The organism is Arthrobacter sp. UC242_113 (genome assembly GCF_044054585.1).
GTDB lineage: Bacteria > Actinomycetota > Actinomycetes > Actinomycetales > Micrococcaceae > Arthrobacter.
In genome coordinates, this window is record NZ_CP171968.1 from 2,424,048 (window position 1) to 2,441,580 (window position 17,533).

At 67.0% G+C, this 17,533-nt stretch carries 16 protein-coding genes and 1 pseudogene; 9 read left to right on the forward strand and 8 right to left on the reverse strand.

From position 1 onward, the window contains the following. Positions 1 to 25: 25 nt before the first annotated feature. Together ACHMXB_RS11005 and ACHMXB_RS11010 are read right to left on the reverse strand one after the other, a co-directional pair. A complete protein-coding gene (locus ACHMXB_RS11005; RefSeq protein WP_395398369.1) occupies positions 26 to 703 on the reverse strand; it encodes a LuxR C-terminal-related transcriptional regulator in 678 nt (225 codons plus the stop codon). After that, entirely contained in the window at positions 700 to 2,088 is a 1,389-nt protein-coding gene (locus tag ACHMXB_RS11010) for a PspC domain-containing protein (RefSeq protein WP_395398370.1), read from the reverse strand. The genes ACHMXB_RS11005 and ACHMXB_RS11010 overlap by 4 nt, the downstream gene beginning before the upstream one ends. 125 nt (positions 2,089 to 2,213) lie before the next feature. Between ACHMXB_RS11010 and ACHMXB_RS11015 the strand changes: the two genes are divergently transcribed. From ACHMXB_RS11015 to ACHMXB_RS11035, 5 genes and pseudogenes are all read left to right on the forward strand, one after another. Next, positions 2,214 to 3,890 (forward strand): PspC domain-containing protein, encoded by a 1,677-nt coding sequence (locus ACHMXB_RS11015; protein WP_395398371.1) that lies wholly within the window; start codon positions 2,214 to 2,216, stop codon positions 3,888 to 3,890. Between the two features lies 1 nt (position 3,891). After that, the gene (locus ACHMXB_RS11020) at positions 3,892 to 4,176 is read left to right on the forward strand and encodes a hypothetical protein (protein WP_395398372.1); all 285 of its coding nucleotides are present in this window, start codon (positions 3,892 to 3,894) and stop codon (positions 4,174 to 4,176) included. Positions 4,177 to 4,179: 3 nt separating this feature from the next. After that, a complete protein-coding gene (locus ACHMXB_RS11025; RefSeq protein WP_395398373.1) occupies positions 4,180 to 4,434 on the forward strand; it encodes a PspC domain-containing protein in 255 nt (84 codons plus the stop codon). A 188-nt stretch (positions 4,435 to 4,622) separates the two neighbouring features. After that, a pseudogene (locus ACHMXB_RS11030) lies at positions 4,623 to 5,649 on the forward strand (6-phosphofructokinase). A 115-nt stretch (positions 5,650 to 5,764) separates the two neighbouring features. Continuing rightward, positions 5,765 to 6,481 (forward strand): GNAT family N-acetyltransferase, encoded by a 717-nt coding sequence (locus ACHMXB_RS11035; RefSeq protein WP_395398374.1) that lies wholly within the window; start codon positions 5,765 to 5,767, stop codon positions 6,479 to 6,481. 36 nt (positions 6,482 to 6,517) lie between these two features. Here the strand turns inward: ACHMXB_RS11035 and ACHMXB_RS11040 are convergent, their stop codons facing one another. The 6 genes from ACHMXB_RS11040 to ACHMXB_RS11065 all read right to left on the reverse strand — a co-directional run bounded on the left by ACHMXB_RS11040 (position 6,518) and on the right by ACHMXB_RS11065 (position 12,007). Continuing rightward, positions 6,518 to 8,035 (reverse strand): MFS transporter, encoded by a 1,518-nt coding sequence (locus ACHMXB_RS11040; RefSeq protein WP_395398375.1) that lies wholly within the window; start codon positions 8,033 to 8,035, stop codon positions 6,518 to 6,520. 4 nt (positions 8,036 to 8,039) lie between these two features. Continuing rightward, positions 8,040 to 8,453, reverse strand: a complete 414-nt coding sequence (locus ACHMXB_RS11045; protein WP_395398376.1) for an ankyrin repeat domain-containing protein — start codon at positions 8,451 to 8,453, stop codon at positions 8,040 to 8,042. Beyond that, complete coding sequence (locus ACHMXB_RS11050) at positions 8,450 to 9,535, reverse strand: YgfZ/GcvT domain-containing protein (RefSeq protein ID WP_395398377.1); 1,086 nt, start codon at positions 9,533 to 9,535, stop codon at positions 8,450 to 8,452. Before ACHMXB_RS11050 ends, ACHMXB_RS11045 begins: the two co-directional genes overlap by 4 nt. Positions 9,536 to 9,576: 41 nt before the next feature. Beyond that, positions 9,577 to 10,299: a flavodoxin family protein gene (locus tag ACHMXB_RS11055; RefSeq protein WP_395398378.1), complete on the reverse strand. Its 723-nt coding sequence runs from the start codon at positions 10,297 to 10,299 to the stop codon at positions 9,577 to 9,579. 120 nt (positions 10,300 to 10,419) lie between these two features. Then, positions 10,420 to 11,052 carry an FABP family protein gene (locus ACHMXB_RS11060; protein ID WP_395398379.1) on the reverse strand — a complete coding sequence of 211 codons (633 nt, stop codon included), beginning with the start codon at positions 11,050 to 11,052 and terminating at the stop codon, positions 10,420 to 10,422. A 163-nt stretch (positions 11,053 to 11,215) separates the two neighbouring features. After that, a complete protein-coding gene (locus tag ACHMXB_RS11065; protein ID WP_395398380.1) occupies positions 11,216 to 12,007 on the reverse strand; it encodes a permease in 792 nt (263 codons plus the stop codon). A gap of 222 nt (positions 12,008 to 12,229) precedes the next feature. Here ACHMXB_RS11065 and ACHMXB_RS11070 point away from each other — a divergent pair, with 222 nt between their 5' ends. From ACHMXB_RS11070 to ACHMXB_RS11085, 4 genes are all read left to right on the forward strand, one after another. Continuing rightward, positions 12,230 to 12,928 (forward strand): winged-helix domain-containing protein, encoded by a 699-nt coding sequence (locus tag ACHMXB_RS11070; RefSeq protein ID WP_395398381.1) that lies wholly within the window; start codon positions 12,230 to 12,232, stop codon positions 12,926 to 12,928. Positions 12,929 to 13,187: 259 nt separating this feature from the next. Further along, positions 13,188 to 14,159 carry a mycothiol synthase gene (gene mshD, locus ACHMXB_RS11075; protein WP_395398382.1) on the forward strand — a complete coding sequence of 324 codons (972 nt, stop codon included), beginning with the start codon at positions 13,188 to 13,190 and terminating at the stop codon, positions 14,157 to 14,159. A 104-nt stretch (positions 14,160 to 14,263) separates the two neighbouring features. Then, positions 14,264 to 16,513, forward strand: a complete 2,250-nt coding sequence (locus ACHMXB_RS11080; protein ID WP_395398383.1) for an RNA degradosome polyphosphate kinase — start codon at positions 14,264 to 14,266, stop codon at positions 16,511 to 16,513. A gap of 11 nt (positions 16,514 to 16,524) precedes the next feature. Then, positions 16,525 to 17,496 carry an NUDIX domain-containing protein gene (locus tag ACHMXB_RS11085; RefSeq protein ID WP_395398384.1) on the forward strand — a complete coding sequence of 324 codons (972 nt, stop codon included), beginning with the start codon at positions 16,525 to 16,527 and terminating at the stop codon, positions 17,494 to 17,496. Positions 17,497 to 17,533: the final 37 nt, after the last annotated feature.

The following is a 17,533-nucleotide window of genomic DNA, read 5'->3' on the forward strand; positions in this document are numbered from 1 at the left end:
CGCAGGAAGTGATCGAGCGTCCGGGTTAGAGGAGGCGGCGCTCGGCGGCCCACTTGGTGAGTTCGTGGCGGCTGGACAGCTGCAGCTTCCGCAGCACGGCCGAGACGTGGGTTTCCACGGTTTTGATGGAGATGAAGAGCTCCTTGGCCACCTCCTTGTAGCTGTAGCCGCGGGCAATCAGCCGCATCACCTCGAGTTCCCGGGCGGAGAGCTTGTCCAGTTCGTCGTCGGCAATGTCGGCCGGAGCGGTGCCGAACGCATCCAGGACGAAGCCTGCCAGCCGCGGGGAGAACACGGCGTCGCCGCCGGCAACCCGGAACACGGCGTCGGTGATCTCCGCGCCGGAAATGGTCTTCGTAACATAGCCGCGGGCACCGGCGCGGATGACGGCCACAACGTCCTCGGCCGCATCGGAGACGCTCAGGGCAAGGAAACGCGTGGTTGCCAGGAGCGCCGCGGAACCGGTGATGACTTCCCGCCCTCCCCCGCCGCGGCCGCCGGGCAGGTGCACATCCAGCAGCACGACGTCGGGCCGTGCTGCGGCAATAACTTCGATGGCCTGTTCCACGGTGCCGGCCTCGCCGACCACCACCACGCTCGGGTCCAGGTCAGCCTTGAGGCCGGACCGGAAAATTGCGTGGTCATCAACGATCACCACGCGCACGGTTCGTCCGGCTGCGCCTGCCCCTGCTGGTGTACTCATGATTTCCCTTCCCCGTTGTCCGCGACGTCCGCAGGCAGCCTGAGGCGCACCTCCGTGCCGTCGGGACTGCTGTTGATTTCGGCGTTGCCGCCGTGCCGTTTCATCCGGCCAATGATCGATTCGCGGATGCCCAGCCTGTCGTGCGGGACTGAATTCAGTTCGAAGCCCGGGCCGCGGTCCTTGACGAAGACTTCTGCGCCGCCGTCGGACACCTCCAGGTACACAGAGACGGGACCGCCGCCGTGCCGGGCGGCGTTCAGCATGGCCTCGCGGCTGGCCTGGACCAGCGCCTCGTGGCGCTCGGTCATCTCCGTGTCACCCACGGTCACGACGTCGACGGCGTTACCGAGGCCGTCCTCTACCTCCGCGGCGGCCGCCTTGATCCGGTCAGAGAGCTGGCCGGCGTCGCGGGCCGGATCCTTGAAGAGCCAGCCCCGCAACTCGCGCTCCTGCGCCCTGGCCAAGCGGACGACGTCGTGCTCGTTGCTGGCGCGGCGCTGGATGAGGGCAAGGGTCTGCAGCACGGAGTCGTGCAGGTGCGCGGCGATCTCGGCCCGCTCGGTCTCCCGCACGCGGCCGGCCCGTTCGGTCTCCAGGTCACGCCAGAACTTCAGGCCCCACGGCAGCAGCACCAGCGCCACGCCCCCCAGCACAGCCACGGACGCGAGCAGCGCGAGCCAGGTCTGCTGCCAGGAGCCCGACCCTGAAACCATGACCAGCACCCCCGCCACCACGAGCGCGAGGCCCGCCGCCAGCCGCGCCCAACCGCCGGCCTGGTCCGCCTTGGTCTTGTCCACCAGTCCGGCCCGGCGGGTTTCATCCAGCTGCATCCACGCAATTGCGGCGCCGCCGAGTATCGCAGCCGCCGGGATCAGCGTACCGAGGGGCACCTCCACGCCCAGCAGCCTGGCAATCAGGATCGCGGCCACGAGCAGCAGCCCGGCGCCCAGCAGGATCTCCTTGCCGTAGCGCATGCTCCGGATCCGGAACCATGTGCCGGGCCCGGGAGCGGCGGCAGGCGCCTGGGGCTGGAAGGCGGTGCCGGCGTCGTACTCCCCCGCGGAGGGCGGGACATCGGGAGGAACAGGAACGACGGCGGGGGCCGGGCCGGGCTGGAAGCTCAAGGGCGGCAGGCTCACGGCGGGGGCAATGGGCGACGCCGGGCGGCGGGCATTGCGCTTGGCGTTCTCGTCCGCGGTGGGAACCATGATCCACAGCCATCCGTAGAATGCGAGCCCCGCACCGCCTGCGAAGGCGGCCACCACCATGCCGATCCGGACCATGCGCACCGGCCAGCCAAGATGGACCGCCAGGCCGGAGCAGACGCCAGCGATCACGCGGTCGCTGCTGCGGACCAGAGGCGGGCGGACAGGGGCTGTGGTCATGCATCAATCCAAACACGGATCAGGGTTCACGAGGCCCGTTCTGGGGGTGAACCCGGGGTAAGTCAGGGACGGTTCAGGGTGTTCCCCAATAGAGGACTGACCAGCGCAAACGGCAATATCGAAGTATGAACTCGCAGAACCCCAAACCCAATGAAGGCCAGGAGCCGGGCACCCCGTCCGAGGGCAGCACCGGCCAGGAACCGGAGCTCCCGGCAACGCCGGACAACACTGCGCCGGAAAACACCGAACCCACCGGATCGGAGAACGGCCGTCCGGAAAGCGCTGAGCAGGACCACACAGAGACGGGCAGCCACACCGCAGCGGAGAATCCCACGGAGCCTCTGTTCACCTCGTCCGGAACGCACACCGGCGCCCATGCCGGACCCGCCTACGGCGCTCCCGCATACGGGGCCGGTTACGGCCGTGCCGGCCAGCCGCTGAACTTCTTCGACTGGATCCGAAGCCACGGGATACACCGGGGACGTGACCGCTGGATCGGCGGCGTCTCCAGCGGCATCGCGGAAAGGATGGGCATCGATCCCCTGATCGTGCGCGGCATCTTCATCGTGCTGACGCTGTTCGCAGGCATCGGCGTCCTCCTGTACGGCCTCGCCTGGGCACTACTGCCGGAGCCCGACGGCCGGATCCACACCCAGGAGGCCGGCGCCGGCCGCTGGAGCACGGGCATGACGGGGGCGCTCATCACCTCGATCATCGGCCTCACCGGCTTGGGCGGCGGCTTCTGGGGATGGGGCCACGACGGCTTCGGCTTCTTCTGGGCCCTGTTCTGGATCGGCGGCGTCATCTACCTCATCTACTTCCTGACCCAGCGCAACAAGAACCGAAGCGGAGCACTAATGGACGCCACCACCGGCGGCCGGCCGGCCTACGGTTATGGCGGAACCGGCAACGCACCTGCGGCTGCCAGGGCCGGATCCTCCGCATCTCCGTCCTCTGCAGCACAATTCCAAACGTCCACCTTCGCTGCCGAAAGCCATGCGCCGACCCAGCCCTACACGGTGCCGCCGACTCCGGACGCTATCCCGTCGTACAGCTCCGCAAGCCCGTACAGCTCCGCAACCCCGTACGGCTCCGCAACTCCTAGAGCCCCCTACGGCGGCGGCCTTCCGCCACGCCGGCCCGCCCCGGTCCCGACGCCGGCACCCAAGCCGCGGCCGAGCGGCCCCGGAGCCCCCGCCGTGGCCATCACCGCCGGACTGGCGCTGCTGGCGGGCGGCACGCTCAAGGCGCTCGACGCCGGCAACCTGCTTGACCTCGGCGACTCGGCCAACGCCGTGGTCTGGGCAGCCGGTGCAGCGGTCCTTGGCCTTGGCATCCTGCTGGCCGGGATGCGCGGCAGGACCTCGGGTGTTCTCGGGTTCTTCGCCGTGGTGGCGCTCATTATCGGCGGCATCTTCAGCGCCGTGCCCAACGGTGACCGGTTCCGCTTCCAGAATGCGGACTGGAACCCGGTCAGCATCGAACAGGCCCGCCAGGGCTTCCAGATCACTGGAGGCCGCGGGACTGTGGACCTGACGGGCCTGAACCTGAACCCGCCCCTGGGCACCGACGTCGTAATTCCCCTCGACGCCACAGCCAGCAACGTGACGGTGGTCATTCCGCGCACGGTGCCGGTGGATGTCCGGGCCGACATGACCCTGGGGAACCTGAACGAGGGCGCGGACAGCCGAAGCGGCATCACCTCCCGGCAAAGCAGCTACAACTCGGACAAGCCCGGTGCCCGGCTGATCCTCCAGATCGACGGCACCGTGAGCAACATCACCATCCAGGAAGGAAACTGACATGAGCAGTTTTGATCCGTCACCGGAAACAAACCCCACGCCCAAACCGCCCACCGCGGGCACCAACGAACCCGCCGAAGCGCCCGCCCGGGTAGGCACCATCGTCTGGGGACTCGTGGTCCTCGCCCTGGCCGTCCTGATCACCATCTCCCAGCTGGGGATCGTGGTCCTGAACGGGACATACGTGCTGATCGGCCTGATGATCGGGGCCGGGGCCGCCCTGGTGATCGGCGGGCTGCTCTCGGCACGGAAACGTGACAACAGCACAACAAACGGGAAGTCTTAAACCATGGAAAAGTTCTACAGCATTGTCAGGGGCCTTGGCCTGAAGCGCGGACCGCAGCGTTGGCTGGGCGGCGTGTGCGGCGGAATCGCCGAGAAGCTGAACGTGGACGTGGCATTCGTCCGGATCGCATTTCTCCTCTTCTGCCTGCTGCCGGGTCCGGCCGTTGTGTTCTACCTCGCGGCATGGCTGATCCTGCCAGACCAGAAAAACTCGATCCCACTTGAGTCCTTCCTCGAAAAGCGCGGTACGGGCCGGTAGAGCCCCTGGCGGGCAATCGCCGTCGTCCGATATACGGTGCCCCCGTTCCCGCCGGAACGGGGGCACGGCGCTGTCCCCCGGGCTGTAACCGTTTGTGTCCTACCCCACACTCCGCACTAGAATCTCTAATTGAGCTCAGCGTGGCGCTCTGCCCGTAAAACCTTCGAACCAGGATTTGAGCCAAGAAAATGAAAATCGGAATCCTCACCAGCGGCGGCGACTGCCCCGGACTTAACGCGGTTATCCGCGGCGCCGTCCTCAAAGGCATCGCCATCCACGGCCACGAATTCGTGGGGTTCCTCGACGGTTGGCGCGGAGTGGTTGAGGGTGACATCATCCCCATTCCCCGTACCCTTGTCCGCGGTATTGCCAAGCAGGGCGGCACCATTCTGGGCACGTCCCGCACCAACCCGTTCGAGAACGGCGGCGGCCCGGACGTCATCAAGGCCCACATGGACCGGCTGGGGATCGACGCCATCATCGCCATCGGCGGCGAAGGAACCCTCGCGGCCGCCAAGCGCCTCACTGACGCCGGCCTGAAAATCGTCGGCGTTCCCAAGACCGTTGACAACGACCTCGACGCCACGGACTACACCTTCGGCTTCGACACCGCCGTGCAGATTGCCACTGAGGCCATCGACCGGCTGCGGACCACCGGGGGAATCCCACCACCGCTGCATGATCGCCGAGGTCATGGGCCGCCACGTCGGCTGGATCGCCCTGCACGCCGGCATGGCCTCCGGCGCACACGCCATCCTGATTCCGGAGCAGAAAACCAGCATCGAGCAGATCACCAAATGGGTGACCGAGGCCCATGACCGTGGCCGCGCGCCGCTGGTAGTGGTGGCTGAGGGATTCGTGCCGGAGCACATGGAATCGCCGCACTCCGAACGCGGGCTGGACACCTTCGGCCGGCCGCGGCTGGGCGGGATCGCCGACCAGCTGGCGCCGGAAATCGAAGCCAGGACCGGCATCGAGACCCGCGCCACCATCCTGGGCCACATCCAGCGCGGCGGCGTCCCGTCCGCTTTCGACCGCGTCCTGGCCACCCGGCTGGGCATGGCCGCCGTCGACTCCGTGGTCGAAGGCCGCTGGGGCACCATGGTGTCGCTGAGCGGCACCGACATTGACCACGTGGGCTTCGAAGCCGCGCTGGGCAAGCTCAAGACCGTCCCGCAGCACCGCTACGACGAGGCCGCTGTCCTCTTCGGCTAAGCCCCCGCGTTCAGCCCCGTCCGGCTCCCAGCAGCGCGAACTGGCAGATAATGCCCCGTTTTTCGGTTTTTGAGGGCATTATCTGCCAGTTCGCGCTTCTCGGTAGGCTGGGATCATGAGTCTTGACCCCGGATCCGCCGCCATCATCCAGCTTGCCTGGGCGCGCCGCCTGGGGCTCGACGACGGCGCTTTCGCCCGTGCGCTGGAAACCGGCGAGCGGATCACCAGGGTTGACGACTCCGCGCACTCGGTCGAGTTCGTGCGGCTGTTCGGCAGCTCGGCCCTGGTGGGTCCGCAGTGGGCACTGGACGCCGCGGCCGGCATTTCGGACGAGGAGATGGCCCAGCACGTTACCCTGCTGACCATCACCCGCCGGCACGGCGGACACGGCCAGGGCTCCGCCGCGCTCTTCTTCGCCGACGACCTGCCGCTGCTGCAGCCGGCCGAGGAGCTGACGGTATCGCACGGCAACCCCGAAGCCATTGAGCTTGAAGGCCTGTGCCCCCCGGATGACGTGAATGAGGTGGGCCTGTCCGACCTCGAGAACCGGTACACCATCATGCACGACGACGAGGGGCAGCGCGCGCCGGTGGCCTGCGGCGCCTACTCCGAATGGGAAGGCATCCTGGCCAACATGGGGGTTCTCGTGGCGCCCGAGTGGCGGCGCCGGGGACTGGGATCGCTCGCGGCCTCCGTGGCTGCCCACGAAGCGCTTGCCTCCGGCCTGACGCTGCAGTGGCGCACCGACGTCAGCAACAAGGGCTCACTCGCCACGGCACGCAGCCTGGGCTTTTCCACCGGCGGCATCCAAACCAGCGCGCTGCTCGGCTAGCCACCTAACGCGGCCGGCCGAGCAGCGCCCAGCCACCTAGCGCGAAGTAGCCTCCGCGTCCTGGTCTGCAGCCGGCCGCTGGCCGCCCCATCCCTGGACCGCCTTAGGCCTGGCGAAGAACAGGGCCACCGCCGCGCCGAGCACAATAACAGCTGCCGGCAGCATGATCGACTGGCCCATCGCAGTCGAGAAGCCCTCATGGAGAGCGGGTGGCAACTGGCCGCCAAAACCGCCGGCTTCACCCGCCCCGCCGGTAGCCCCTCCCGGTGCCGCCGGAAGTTCCGCAGCGAGCCGGGCCTGCATGAGGACGGCGATGGCGGCGCTGCCCAGGACCGCACCGATCTGCCGCGTGGTGTTGTACACGCCAGCGCCGGCACCTGCCTGCCGCGGCGGCAGGTTCCGGGTGGCGGTGGAGCTAAGCGGCGCCCAGATGCCGGCGTTCGCGAAGCCGAGTACTGCGCTGGGCAGCAGGAACAGCCACACCGGCGTGTCCGGATGCATGAGGGCTGAATTCCAGAACAGCGCCACCGCCATGAGCAACAGCCCGGTGGACGTGATGTATTTGGGGTTAACACGGTCGATGATCCGGCCCACCACGGGCGCGAGTCCGCCGGAAATCAGCGCCATCGGCACCATCATGAGGGCGGACTGCGTCGGGGTCATATCCCGCACCATCTGGTAATAGAAAATCAGCGGCAGGCCAAAGGCCGTGACGGTGAAGCCCACCGTGGTAATCCCGATGTTGGCGAGCGAGAAATTGCGGTCCTTGAACAGACCCAGCGGGAGCAGCGGCTCCCCCTTGTTGACCGCCTGCCAGCCGACAAAAAGCACAAGCACAACCACCCCGCTGATGATCAGCCCCCACACCGTCACCGGCCCCGTGATGGTGCCCCAGTCGTATGTCTCGCCTTCCTGGAGGCCGAACACGAGGAGGAAAAGGCCGAGGGCGCTAAGCACCACGCCGGGGATGTCGAACTTGTGCGGGTGGGTCGTCAGGGATGGGACCAGGCGCCAGGCGAGGATGAACCCGACGATCCCGATGGGTACATTGATGAAGAAGATCCACTCCCAGCCAAGCCCGTCCACCAGCACACCGCCGAGGATCGGGCCTACCAGCGTGGCCACGCCGGCAGTGGCACCCCACAGCCCCATGGCGGCGCCCCGCCGGTCCGGCGGGAAGATGCGCGTGATCACGGCCATGGTCTGAGGCGTCATTAGCGCCGCGCCCAGCCCCTGGAGAACGCGGGCCGCGATCAGCATCTCAACATTGCCGGACAGGCCGCACCACAGCGAGGCAAGGGTGAAGACCACGAGGCCGGCCAGGTACAGCCGCTTGGGCCCGAACCGGTCACCGAGCCTGCCGGTGATCAGCAACGGCACCGCGTAGGCCAGCAGATAGGCGCTGGTGACCCAGATGACGGCGTTGATGTCCGTGTCCAGCCCCTCCATGATGCGCGGGTTGGCCACCGAAACGATCGTGGTGTCGATCAGGATCATGAAGAACCCGATGACGAGGGACCAGAGTGCAGGCCAGGGCCTGCTGACGTTCTCCAAGTGCTCAGCCCAGCAATTCCAGGATGTCGGCCCTGGCGAACATCTGAGCGGCGGCACGTGCGGAGGGGGTGCCGGCGTCGGGATCTGCTCCCGCGTCAAGGAGCACCCGGGCGACGTCCGAGTAGCCCTTGAAAACGGCGCCGGCCAGCGGGGTCTGCCCGCGGTCATTGGCAGCGTTGGCGTCACCGCCGTGGTGCAGGATCAGTTGCACAGTCTCGGGAAAGCCGTGGTACGCGGCAAGCATGAGCAGCGAGTCGCCCGCGGAGTTGGTCAGCGTGGCCGGGGCGCCGGCGTTGAGGTAGCTGCGCAGCAGCTCGGTCTCGCCGTTGCGGGCGGCGTCGAAGAGGGTATGCGCCAGGGCGAGGGTTTCCTCATCCGGCTGCTGCGCCTGGTCCCCGGGCGCGGTGGAGTCTGTCATCTGTGGGTCCCCCTCAGGAATCCTGTCTGCCTTCCGACCACCTGGCCGGCGTCGGGCGCCACGATCACTTCCTGCGCGGCTGTGTACGGTTCATCCCCGTCCATTACCGTCAGTATTTCATCCGGGGCGACCGAACGCTTGATGACTGCCAGCGCGATGGGGCCCATCTCGTAGTGCTGCGCCACGGACGTCACGGCGCCCACCTTGCGCTCCCCCACCCGGACCTCGCTGCCGGCGGCCGGCAAGGTGTGCTGGGAACCGTCGAGCTGCAGGAACACCAGGCGCCGCGGCGGGTGGCCAAGGTTGTGGACGCGCGCGATGGTCTCCTGGCCTTTGTAGCAGCCCTTGGCCAGGTGCACGGCGGTGCGCAGCAGGTCCAGTTCGTGCGGAATGGTCTTGTCGTCCGTTTCGGCGCCGAGCCGCGGACGCCAGGCAGCCACGCGCAGGGCTTCGGCGGAGAGGACGCCGGCGAGCTTGCGGTCACCGACCGTCTGCTCGAGCTCCGCCGCGGGCACGAGATATTCGAACCACGGGCGTTCGGCTCCCGGGTGGGTGTCCTCAGGGACCACGGAGTAGGCGTATCCGCCCGCCCCGACGTGCGGCCAGGGGTCCTGCCACACGTGCAGGCCAGCCCATTCCGGCACGGCCTTGGTGGACCCGACCACTGCCCAGTCGGCCGACACGTCCGCTACCTCGACGCGGAGCATGAACTTCATCCTGGTCAGCCACTCGGCCAGGGGACCCGCTTCGGCTGCCTCGACGATCAGCCAGGTGGTCCCGCCGTCGTCCACCACGCGCGCATCGAATTCGATGCGTCCCTGCACACTCAGGAGCAGAAGTTCACTGGACTCACCGGGCTGGAGATTGGTGACCTGCTGGGAGGACAGCGTGTTGAGCCAGCTCAGGCGGTCCGGTCCGGTGACCGTCACCACGCCGCGGTGGGAAAGATCAACGACGGCGGTTCCGGCCGCGAGGGCGCGCTGCTCCCGCAGGGGCTCGCCGTAGTGGGATGCGACGCCGGCGTCGGCGCCTGCCGCTTCAACGGCGCCAGGGCGCGACAACAGAGGGCTTTTGGTAGTCATATGAAGGGGAACGTCCTTGGCTGGGAGGGTATTCCGGCCACCTAGCGGTACTCCGGGTTTTCGAAACCAAACTTGGTTCCGGCCTTCCATTCTTCCGGAAGGTTGCCATAGGCGGGAATTCCGCCGGCGTCCTTGAGCGTCCGGGCCAGGTGCAGGAGGTTCCACGTCATGAACGTGGTGTTCCGGTTTGTAAAGTCGCTCTCCGGACCGCCCGAACCTTCGTCCAGGTAGCTGGGCCCCGGCCCGACAGGGCCGATCCAGCCGGCGTCGGCCTGCGGCGGGATGGAGAAGCCGATGTGCTGGAGGCTGTAGAGGACGTTCATGGAACAGTGCTTGATGCCGTCCTCGTTGCCGGTGATCAGGCAGCCGCCCACCTTCGGGTAAAAAGCCCACTGGCCCTTCTCGTTGAGCTGGCCCGAATGCGCGTAGAGCCGCTCGATGAGCTTCTTGGTCTGCGAGGAGTTGTCCCCCAGCCAGATGGGTCCGGCCACCACCACGATGTCCGCTTCTTTGACGGCCGGATACAGCTCCGGCCATTCATCGGTCGCCCAGCCGTGCTCGCGCATGTCCGGGTATACGCCGCTGGCGACGTCGTGGTCCACAGTCCGGATGACACGGGTGGCCACGCCCTGCTTCTCCATGATCAGCCGGCTTACCGTGATCAGGCCCTCGGTGTTGCTCTTCTCCGGCGAACGCTTGAGCGTGCCGTTGAAGTACACGGCTTTGAGGTCGCTGTAGTCAGCCGGGGGGTGGGACTCATCCATCGGACACTCCATCGGGTTGCTTTGGACTCAGGCATGGAGACCTGAGGCCAAGGTAGCCCAAAGGGGTGCCGCCGAACAGGGCTTCGGAGCAGAGGGGTGCGCAGAGCGGGGTGGCTGCGGTCAGGTGACCTTATTAAGGAACGCCGAGGCGTGGGCCTCCAGGCCATTGCCCGGTTCAGCAGCTGCGGCGCCTGCCGACGGGCTGCCGGTGGCCACGTCCCACCGCCAGAGCAGGTTGCCCTCCACCAGCCCGAAGATCCGGGTGGCCGCGCTGTAGTCCTTGGAGTGGCTGCCACGCATCACCATATCGGTGCTGAGCTGGATCTGCGGGCCCTTGATCTGCCCGTAGTACAGCTCCGAGATGCCGCCCGGGTGGCTGATCGACACCGAGATGTCGAAGCCGCCATCCTTGTTGCGGAGCGCCTCAACTTCGTCGGCGCTTTTCAGCACTGGCACGATGTCCCCGGGAACCAGGCCGGGGCCGCTGTCGGCCTCCAACTGTTTGCGCTCCAGGGCCCAAAATCCGGTCTCAACTGTGAGCGGCCGGAGCTTGGTGCCGTCCTCGTCGGTCAGCCAGCTTTCCGCACGGTACTGCAGGTACGGCAGACCGTTATGGGTGAAGGAAACATGCTGCAGAAAGTGCTCTGAGCTTTCATCACCGGCCCCGAGCCGGCCACGGCCCTCCCACTCACCGATGAGCCAGGAGAGGGGAACCAGTTCGGGGGTCAGGTCTGTAGGAATTTCAATAGGCACAGCCGCTACCTCTCGAAACTGCTAAGCAGGGGTTACCGCTGTCCTTTGAACAGGCGGTAGACAACAAAACCGGCAAACCAGGCCATGGAAAGGCTGGCAACGCCGAGCAGGACAAGGAAGAAGATTTCAAATGCAAGTACGGACATGATGCCATCCTAACCCGTCAGGAGATCAGTAGTTTGTCTATGAAGTAGGCGAGCGAACCGACCGCCGAAATCGGCGCCAGGCCCATGCCCAAGGCAGCCGGAAAGTTCAGCGGAGCGCCCCGGAGAGTCACGAGCCGGCGGAAACTGACCAGGACCGCCCCGACCACCACACCGAACACTGCGGCGGGCAAAACGGCGATGTCGGAGAACACCAGGCCGGCGAGCGGCCCGGCCAGTCCGGCCAGGGTGATGCCCAGGGGCGCAATGATCCGGTCCGGCCACCGGATGAGGCCGGCGAGCAGTGCGACGGCGGCGCTGATGCCGGCTACCAGCACCATCTCCTTGACACCGTTGAACCTGGTGCTGGCAATCCATCCGGACCCCAGGCAGGAGAGGAGGACGCCCACGCTGCAGCCGAGTGTCGACTCGAGGCGCTGCGCCTGGCCGGTACCGCGCACCAGCTGGACAATGAAGACGGCGGTGACACCGAGGGCAATGAAACCGGGCGTCCAGTTGAGGAATCCGGGGGCGGCGGCGAAAGTGGCCGCGACGGCGGAGCCGGCCCCGGACAGTCCGATCACGGCAGCGAGGGTTTTCTTGGCGGGGATCCCCAGGTAGTGGGGCCAGCCGACGCCGATCCCCAGGGCAAAAAGCACGGCAACCGCGAGGAGGACGTCCGGAGTCCGGAAGACACTGGCCACCAGCGTGGCCAGGCCCGCCAGGCCAACGACTCCAATGCTCCATGACTGGAGCGTCCGGCCGGCAGCGACAGGAGCGCTCACCTCGGGGGCAGGCCGCGGCGTACTCATCTCGGACTCTGCACTCAAATCTGCTGCGACCTCATCCTGGCTGTGCCGTTGACGGGCAGGGACTCGGCCCCCTGACGGTTTCAATCCTGCCCTATGTGACCGCCATATGTCGTAAACAAGGCGCGCGGGCACGACCCATCCGTGTCCGTCAGGGAGCCGTTGGGTATACTCAGACATCAGCTCAGTCGCCCGACGATGCGCGGACAGCCCCTTGGAGGAATAATGTCGCACATCCTGTTACTGACCAACAGCACCGGGTCATCGGTGGACATTCTGCCTGCCCTGGAGCTCCTGAACCACCGGGTTCACATCCTTCCCGCCGAGCCCACCGCCCTGCTCGAAACGGATCCCTGCGACATCGTCCTTTTGGACGCGCGCAAGGACCTCGTGGGCGCCCGCTCCCTGACCCAGCTCCTGAAAGCCACCGGCCTCAGCGCGCCTCTGGTGCTGATCCTCACCGAGGGCGGCATGGCGGCCGTTTCCTCAGCCTGGGCCGTTGACGACATCGTGCTCGATTCGGCGGGCCCCGCCGAGGTGGAGGCGCGGATCCGCCTCTCTGTCGCCCGGGCCGTGCCGGACCAGGAGGAGGCTCCATCCGAAATCCGGGCCGCCGGCGTCGTTATCGACGAGGCGAGCTACACGGCGCGTGTCAATGGCGCGGCACTGAACCTGACCTTCAAGGAATTCGAACTTCTGAAGTACCTGGCGCAGCACCCCGGCCGGGTATTCACCCGGCAGCAGCTCCTCACCGAAGTCTGGGGCTATGACTACTACGGCGGCACCCGGACCGTTGACGTCCACGTCCGGCGGCTGCGCGCCAAGCTGGGCGCCGACCATGAGAACCTGATCAGCACGGTCCGCAACGTGGGCTACCGGCTCACGCTGATCCGCCAGCAGGAGGACGAACTCACCGAGGCGTAGGCATCCGGCCGCCCCCTGGGCCCGCCGCGGAGTGCGTGCACCTGCAGCAGATATACAGAACGGCCCGGCTCACCAGAGCCGGGCCGTTCTGTTTTTTACTTATGAGTGGAGGACATACGGGTCGAACGTATCGAGGCCACCCCAGTGGTGGATCCCCCTCACAACCTGCATGAATGCCGGCTGAGGTAACGACTATACGGGGCGCCACGGACTGTTACAAATCGGGCGTGCCCGGGTGGCGTCCGTATAGCCTTACAGCATGAGTCCTGCGCACCCGGAGAAATGGCCCGTCCTAGTCATCAAGGGCGGCGTGGATGAAGAGCTGCTGCGGGATGTCCGCGCCCTGCTGGCCGCCGCCGAGGAATCGGACGGCAACCCGCCCATTTCCGAACAGACCCTCGTGACCATGCGCGCGGCGGACACGGGCCCGCACATGCTGCTGACCCTTGCCCTCTACGCCCCGGACGAGCAGTCTGACCCCGCCACAGCGCAGGACCTGGCCGGTTTCGCCGTGGTGGTCGAAGAGCCGGACGGGACAGGCGTGGCGGAAATTGCCGTGCACCCCAGCTACCGGAACCAGGGCGTGGCCGACCGGCTCGTGAGCACGCTCAAGTCCTCGCGTGGCCTGGACGGGCTCAAGGCATGGTCGCACGGCAACCATGAGGCCGCCGCGGACCTGGCGGCCCGGTACGGCTATGGCCCGGTTCGTGAGCTGTGGAAAATGCGGCTCACCACCGCAGCCGCTGACCTGCCCGACGTCGGCCTTCCGGACGGCGTCTCGATTCGCGCCTTCGTGCCGGGCAAAGACGAAGAGGCCTGGCTCGTGGCCAACCGTGAGGCTTTCGCGCACCACCCGGAGCAAGGATCCCTGACCAAGGCCGACCTGCAGGCCCGGATGGACGAACCCTGGTTCGACCCGGCCGGCTTCCTGCTGGCGGAGGACCGGGACGGGCGGCTCCTGGGCTACCACTGGACCAAAGTGCATCCGCGGCACGGGACACACCCTGCCATCGGCGAGGTGTACGTGGTGGGCGTGACGCCCGCCGCCCAGGGCATGGGCCTGGGCAAGGCACTGACCATCGCCGGGATCCGGCACCTCCAGCAGCAGGGCCTGCACGCCGTCATGCTGTACACGGATGCGGACAACGCTCCGGCTGTCTCGCTGTACCGGCGGCTGGGGTTCACACGCTGGGATATGGATGTGATGTACGGGCCGGTCGAGGGGCGCTAACCGGCTCTTTGACGCGCAATCCGGCTGCCCCGAAATCTTCGGGTCCCGGACCCGTGAATGCTTGTAAGGTTGAAAATAAACCCGCCAGTACTCAAGGAGAGCGCATGCAACCGGAATCCGCCGGAACAGCCACCACCGAAATCAAGGCTGCCCCTGTGCGCGCCCGGTTCGGCTCCTCCGAAGTGCCGGCCTCCCGCGCCACGCAGGACCGGATCGACATCCCCGAGTTCGCCGCCATCCTGGAACCTGAGGGTGAGATCAGCCCGGACCGGTTCCTGGACCGCGAACTGAGCTGGCTCGCGTTCAACGCCCGCGTCCTCGAACTGGCCGAAGACCCCGACCTTTACCTGCTGGAACGCGTCAACTTCCTGTCGATCTTCGCCTCCAACCTCGACGAATTCTTCATGGTCCGGGTGGCCGGCCTGAAGCGCCGCATCGCCACCGGGCTCGCCGTTCCCTCCCCCGCCGGGCTGAGCCCCGTCCAGGTTTTGGAACAGATCGGCGAGGCGGCCCACCGCCTGCAGCAGCGGCACGCCCAGGTCTACGCCGAGCAGATCCGGCCGGCCCTGGCCTACGAGCACATCCACCTCATGCACTGGGACGAGCTCGACGACGACGCCCGGCACCGGCTCAGCGCCATGTTCGCGGAGAAGGTCTTCCCCATCCTCACCCCGCTGGCCGTGGACCCCGCCCACCCCTTCCCGTACATCTCCGGCCTTTCGCTGAACCTTGCCGTGGTGGTGCGGAACCCGGTCAGCGATAAGGAGCTCTTCGCCCGTGTCAAGGTCCCGGACCAGCTGCCCCGCCTGATCTCCATCGACGGCCCCCGGGCAGGTTCGGTGCCCGGCCGCGTGGCCCGTTTCATCGCCCTCGAGGAAGTCATCGCCGTCCACCTGGACCAGCTCTTCGCCGGCATGGAGGTCCTGGAGCACCACACCTTCCGTGTGACCCGCAACGAGGACGTCGAGGTGGAAGAGGACGACGCCGAGAACCTCCTTCAGGCGCTCGAGAAGGAACTGCTGCGGCGCCGGTTCGGCCCGCCCGTCCGGCTCGAGGTCACCAACGACATCAACCCGAACATCCGCGCCCTGCTGATCCGCGAGCTTGGCGTGGACGAGTCGGAGGTCTACTCCGTTCCTGCGCCCCTGGACCTGCGCGGATTGTCCGTGATCGCCAACATTGACCGCGCGGACCTGCACTATCCCAAGCACGTACCCCACACCTCCCGGTACCTGAATGAGTCCGAAACGTCCAAGGCCGCGAACGTCTTCGCCGCCATGCGCCGCCGCGACATCCTGCTGCACCACCCTTACGATTCGTTCTCCACGTCCGTCCAGGCGTTCCTCGAACAGGCGGCGGCGGATCCCAAGGTGCAGGCCATCAAGCAGACCCTGTACCGCACCTCGGGCGACTCCCCCATTGTCGACGCCCTGATCGACGCTGCCGAGGCGGGCAAGCAGGTGCTGGCCCTCGTGGAAATCAAGGCCCGCTTTGACGAGCAGGCGAACATCTCCTGGGCCCGCAAGCTGGAGCAGGCCGGTGTCCACGTGGTCTACGGCATCGTGGGCCTGAAGACCCACTGCAAGCTCTCCCTCGTGGTCCGCCAGGAGGTAGACGGGCTGCGCCGCTACTGCCATATCGGGACAGGCAACTACCACCCGCGGACCGCACGCTATTACGAGGACCTCGGGCTTCTGACCGCGAACGAGCAGGTGGGCGAGGACCTGTCCAAGCTGTTCAACCAGCTCTCCGGGTATGCCCCCAAGTCGACCTTCAAGCGGCTCCTGGTGGCCCCCCGGTCCGTGCGTTCGGGACTCATCGACAGGATCGAAGCCGAAATCCGCAATGCCCGCGCAGGCATCCCCGCGCGGGTGCAGATCAAAGTCAACTCGATGGTGGATGAGTCCATTATCGATTCCCTGTACCGCGCTTCGCAGGCAGGCGTGAAGGTGGACGTCATTGTCCGGGGCATTTGCTCCCTGCGCCCCGGCATCCCCGGGCTGAGCGAGAACATCACGGTCCGCTCCATCCTTGGCCGCTTCCTTGAACACTCCCGCGTGTTCGCCTTCAGCAACGGTGGCAACCCCGTGGTGTACATCGGCTCCGCGGACATGATGCACCGCAACCTGGACCGCCGCGTTGAGGCGCTGGTACAGCTTTCCGGCGGCGAGGACACCGCCTATGTCCTGGACCTGATGCGCCGGTACATGGACCCCGAAACGTCCAGCTGGCACCTTGACAGCGACGGCGAGTGGACCCGCCACCACATCGGCGAGGACGGCCGCAAACTGGACGATGTCCAGTCCTGGCTCCTGGCATCACGCTCCCGGCAGCGCGCCGTCGTCCGGCGGTAGGAACCCGGCCTTTGAAGAGCAGCGACTCACCCATAGCGGATCAGACCGATCACCCGGGCGAGCCGGTAGCCGTCACGGCCGCCGGCGCCATTCCTTGGCGCGTCAAGAAGGACCAGCTGGAGGTCCTCCTGATCCACCGGCCCAGGTACGACGACTGGTCCTGGCCCAAGGGCAAGCTTGACCCCGGCGAAACTGTGCCCGAGTGCGCAGTCCGCGAGGTGGAGGAGGAGATCGGCCTCGTGGCGCCGCTGGGCATCCCGCTCCCGCCCATCCACTACCACGTCTCCGCCGGACTGAAGGTTGTGCACTACTGGGCCGTCGAGGTCACCGGCAATTCACTGCGGCCCGACGGCAAGGAGGTGGACAGCGTCATGTGGTGCGCACCGGAGCGTGCGGCCGCGCTGCTGTCCAACCCCTCAGACCGGGCGCCGCTGGAATACCTGGCGGCGGCGCACGCCCGCGAAGAACTGCAGACCTGGCCGCTCGTCGTCGTGCGCCATGCCAAGGCCAAACCGCGTTCGTCATGGACGAAGGCGGAAGGCGAACGGCCCCTGGCGGCCACCGGCATACGTCAGGCCCAGGCCGTGCACCGGCTCCTGAAGGCGTGGAAGCCGCTGCGCGTGGTCAGCAGCCCGTGGCTGCGCTGCGTGGCCACCATCGCGCCCTACGTCAAGTCGGCGGACGCCAAGGTGAAACTCGTGGATGCGCTGACCGAGCACCGGCATGCCCGTAACCCCAAAAAGACCGCTGCCGTCGTGGACGCACTCTTCGACAAGCAGCGTGCAGTGGTGCTGTGCACGCACCGGCCGGCCCTCCCCACTGTGCTGGGCCGGCTCGCCAGCTACATGACCCCGCGGCTCAAGGGCCTGCTGCCGGTGGCGGACCCCTACCTCGCCCCCGGGGAAATGATCATCTGCCACGTGGCGCACGGCAGCAAGAGCAGGATCGTGTCCGTGGAGCAGTTCAAGCCCTTCGACGACTGATTCTCCGCAGCCCTCCAGCCTCCACCTTGACCCCGCC

Bases quoted from the DNA above. Each gene is read 5' to 3' on its own strand.
- ACHMXB_RS11005 (WP_395398369.1), bottom strand. From the start codon at position 703: ATGAGTACACCAGCAGGGGCAGGCGCAGCCGGACGAACCGTGCGCGTG.
- ACHMXB_RS11010 (WP_395398370.1), bottom strand. From the start codon at position 2,088: ATGACCACAGCCCCTGTCCGCCCGCCTCTGGTCCGCAGCAGCGACCGC.
- ACHMXB_RS11015 (WP_395398371.1), top strand. From the start codon at position 2,214: ATGAACTCGCAGAACCCCAAACCCAATGAAGGCCAGGAGCCGGGCACC.
- ACHMXB_RS11020 (WP_395398372.1), top strand. From the start codon at position 3,892: ATGAGCAGTTTTGATCCGTCACCGGAAACAAACCCCACGCCCAAACCG.
- ACHMXB_RS11025 (WP_395398373.1), top strand. From the start codon at position 4,180: ATGGAAAAGTTCTACAGCATTGTCAGGGGCCTTGGCCTGAAGCGCGGA.
- ACHMXB_RS11035 (WP_395398374.1), top strand. From the start codon at position 5,765: ATGAGTCTTGACCCCGGATCCGCCGCCATCATCCAGCTTGCCTGGGCG.
- ACHMXB_RS11045 (WP_395398376.1), bottom strand. From the start codon at position 8,453: ATGACAGACTCCACCGCGCCCGGGGACCAGGCGCAGCAGCCGGATGAG.
- ACHMXB_RS11050 (WP_395398377.1), bottom strand. From the start codon at position 9,535: ATGACTACCAAAAGCCCTCTGTTGTCGCGCCCTGGCGCCGTTGAAGCG.
- ACHMXB_RS11055 (WP_395398378.1), bottom strand. From the start codon at position 10,299: ATGGATGAGTCCCACCCCCCGGCTGACTACAGCGACCTCAAAGCCGTG.
- ACHMXB_RS11065 (WP_395398380.1), bottom strand. From the start codon at position 12,007: ATGAGTACGCCGCGGCCTGCCCCCGAGGTGAGCGCTCCTGTCGCTGCC.
- ACHMXB_RS11070 (WP_395398381.1), top strand. From the start codon at position 12,230: ATGTCGCACATCCTGTTACTGACCAACAGCACCGGGTCATCGGTGGAC.
- mshD (WP_395398382.1), top strand. From the start codon at position 13,188: ATGAGTCCTGCGCACCCGGAGAAATGGCCCGTCCTAGTCATCAAGGGC.
- ACHMXB_RS11080 (WP_395398383.1), top strand. From the start codon at position 14,264: ATGCAACCGGAATCCGCCGGAACAGCCACCACCGAAATCAAGGCTGCC.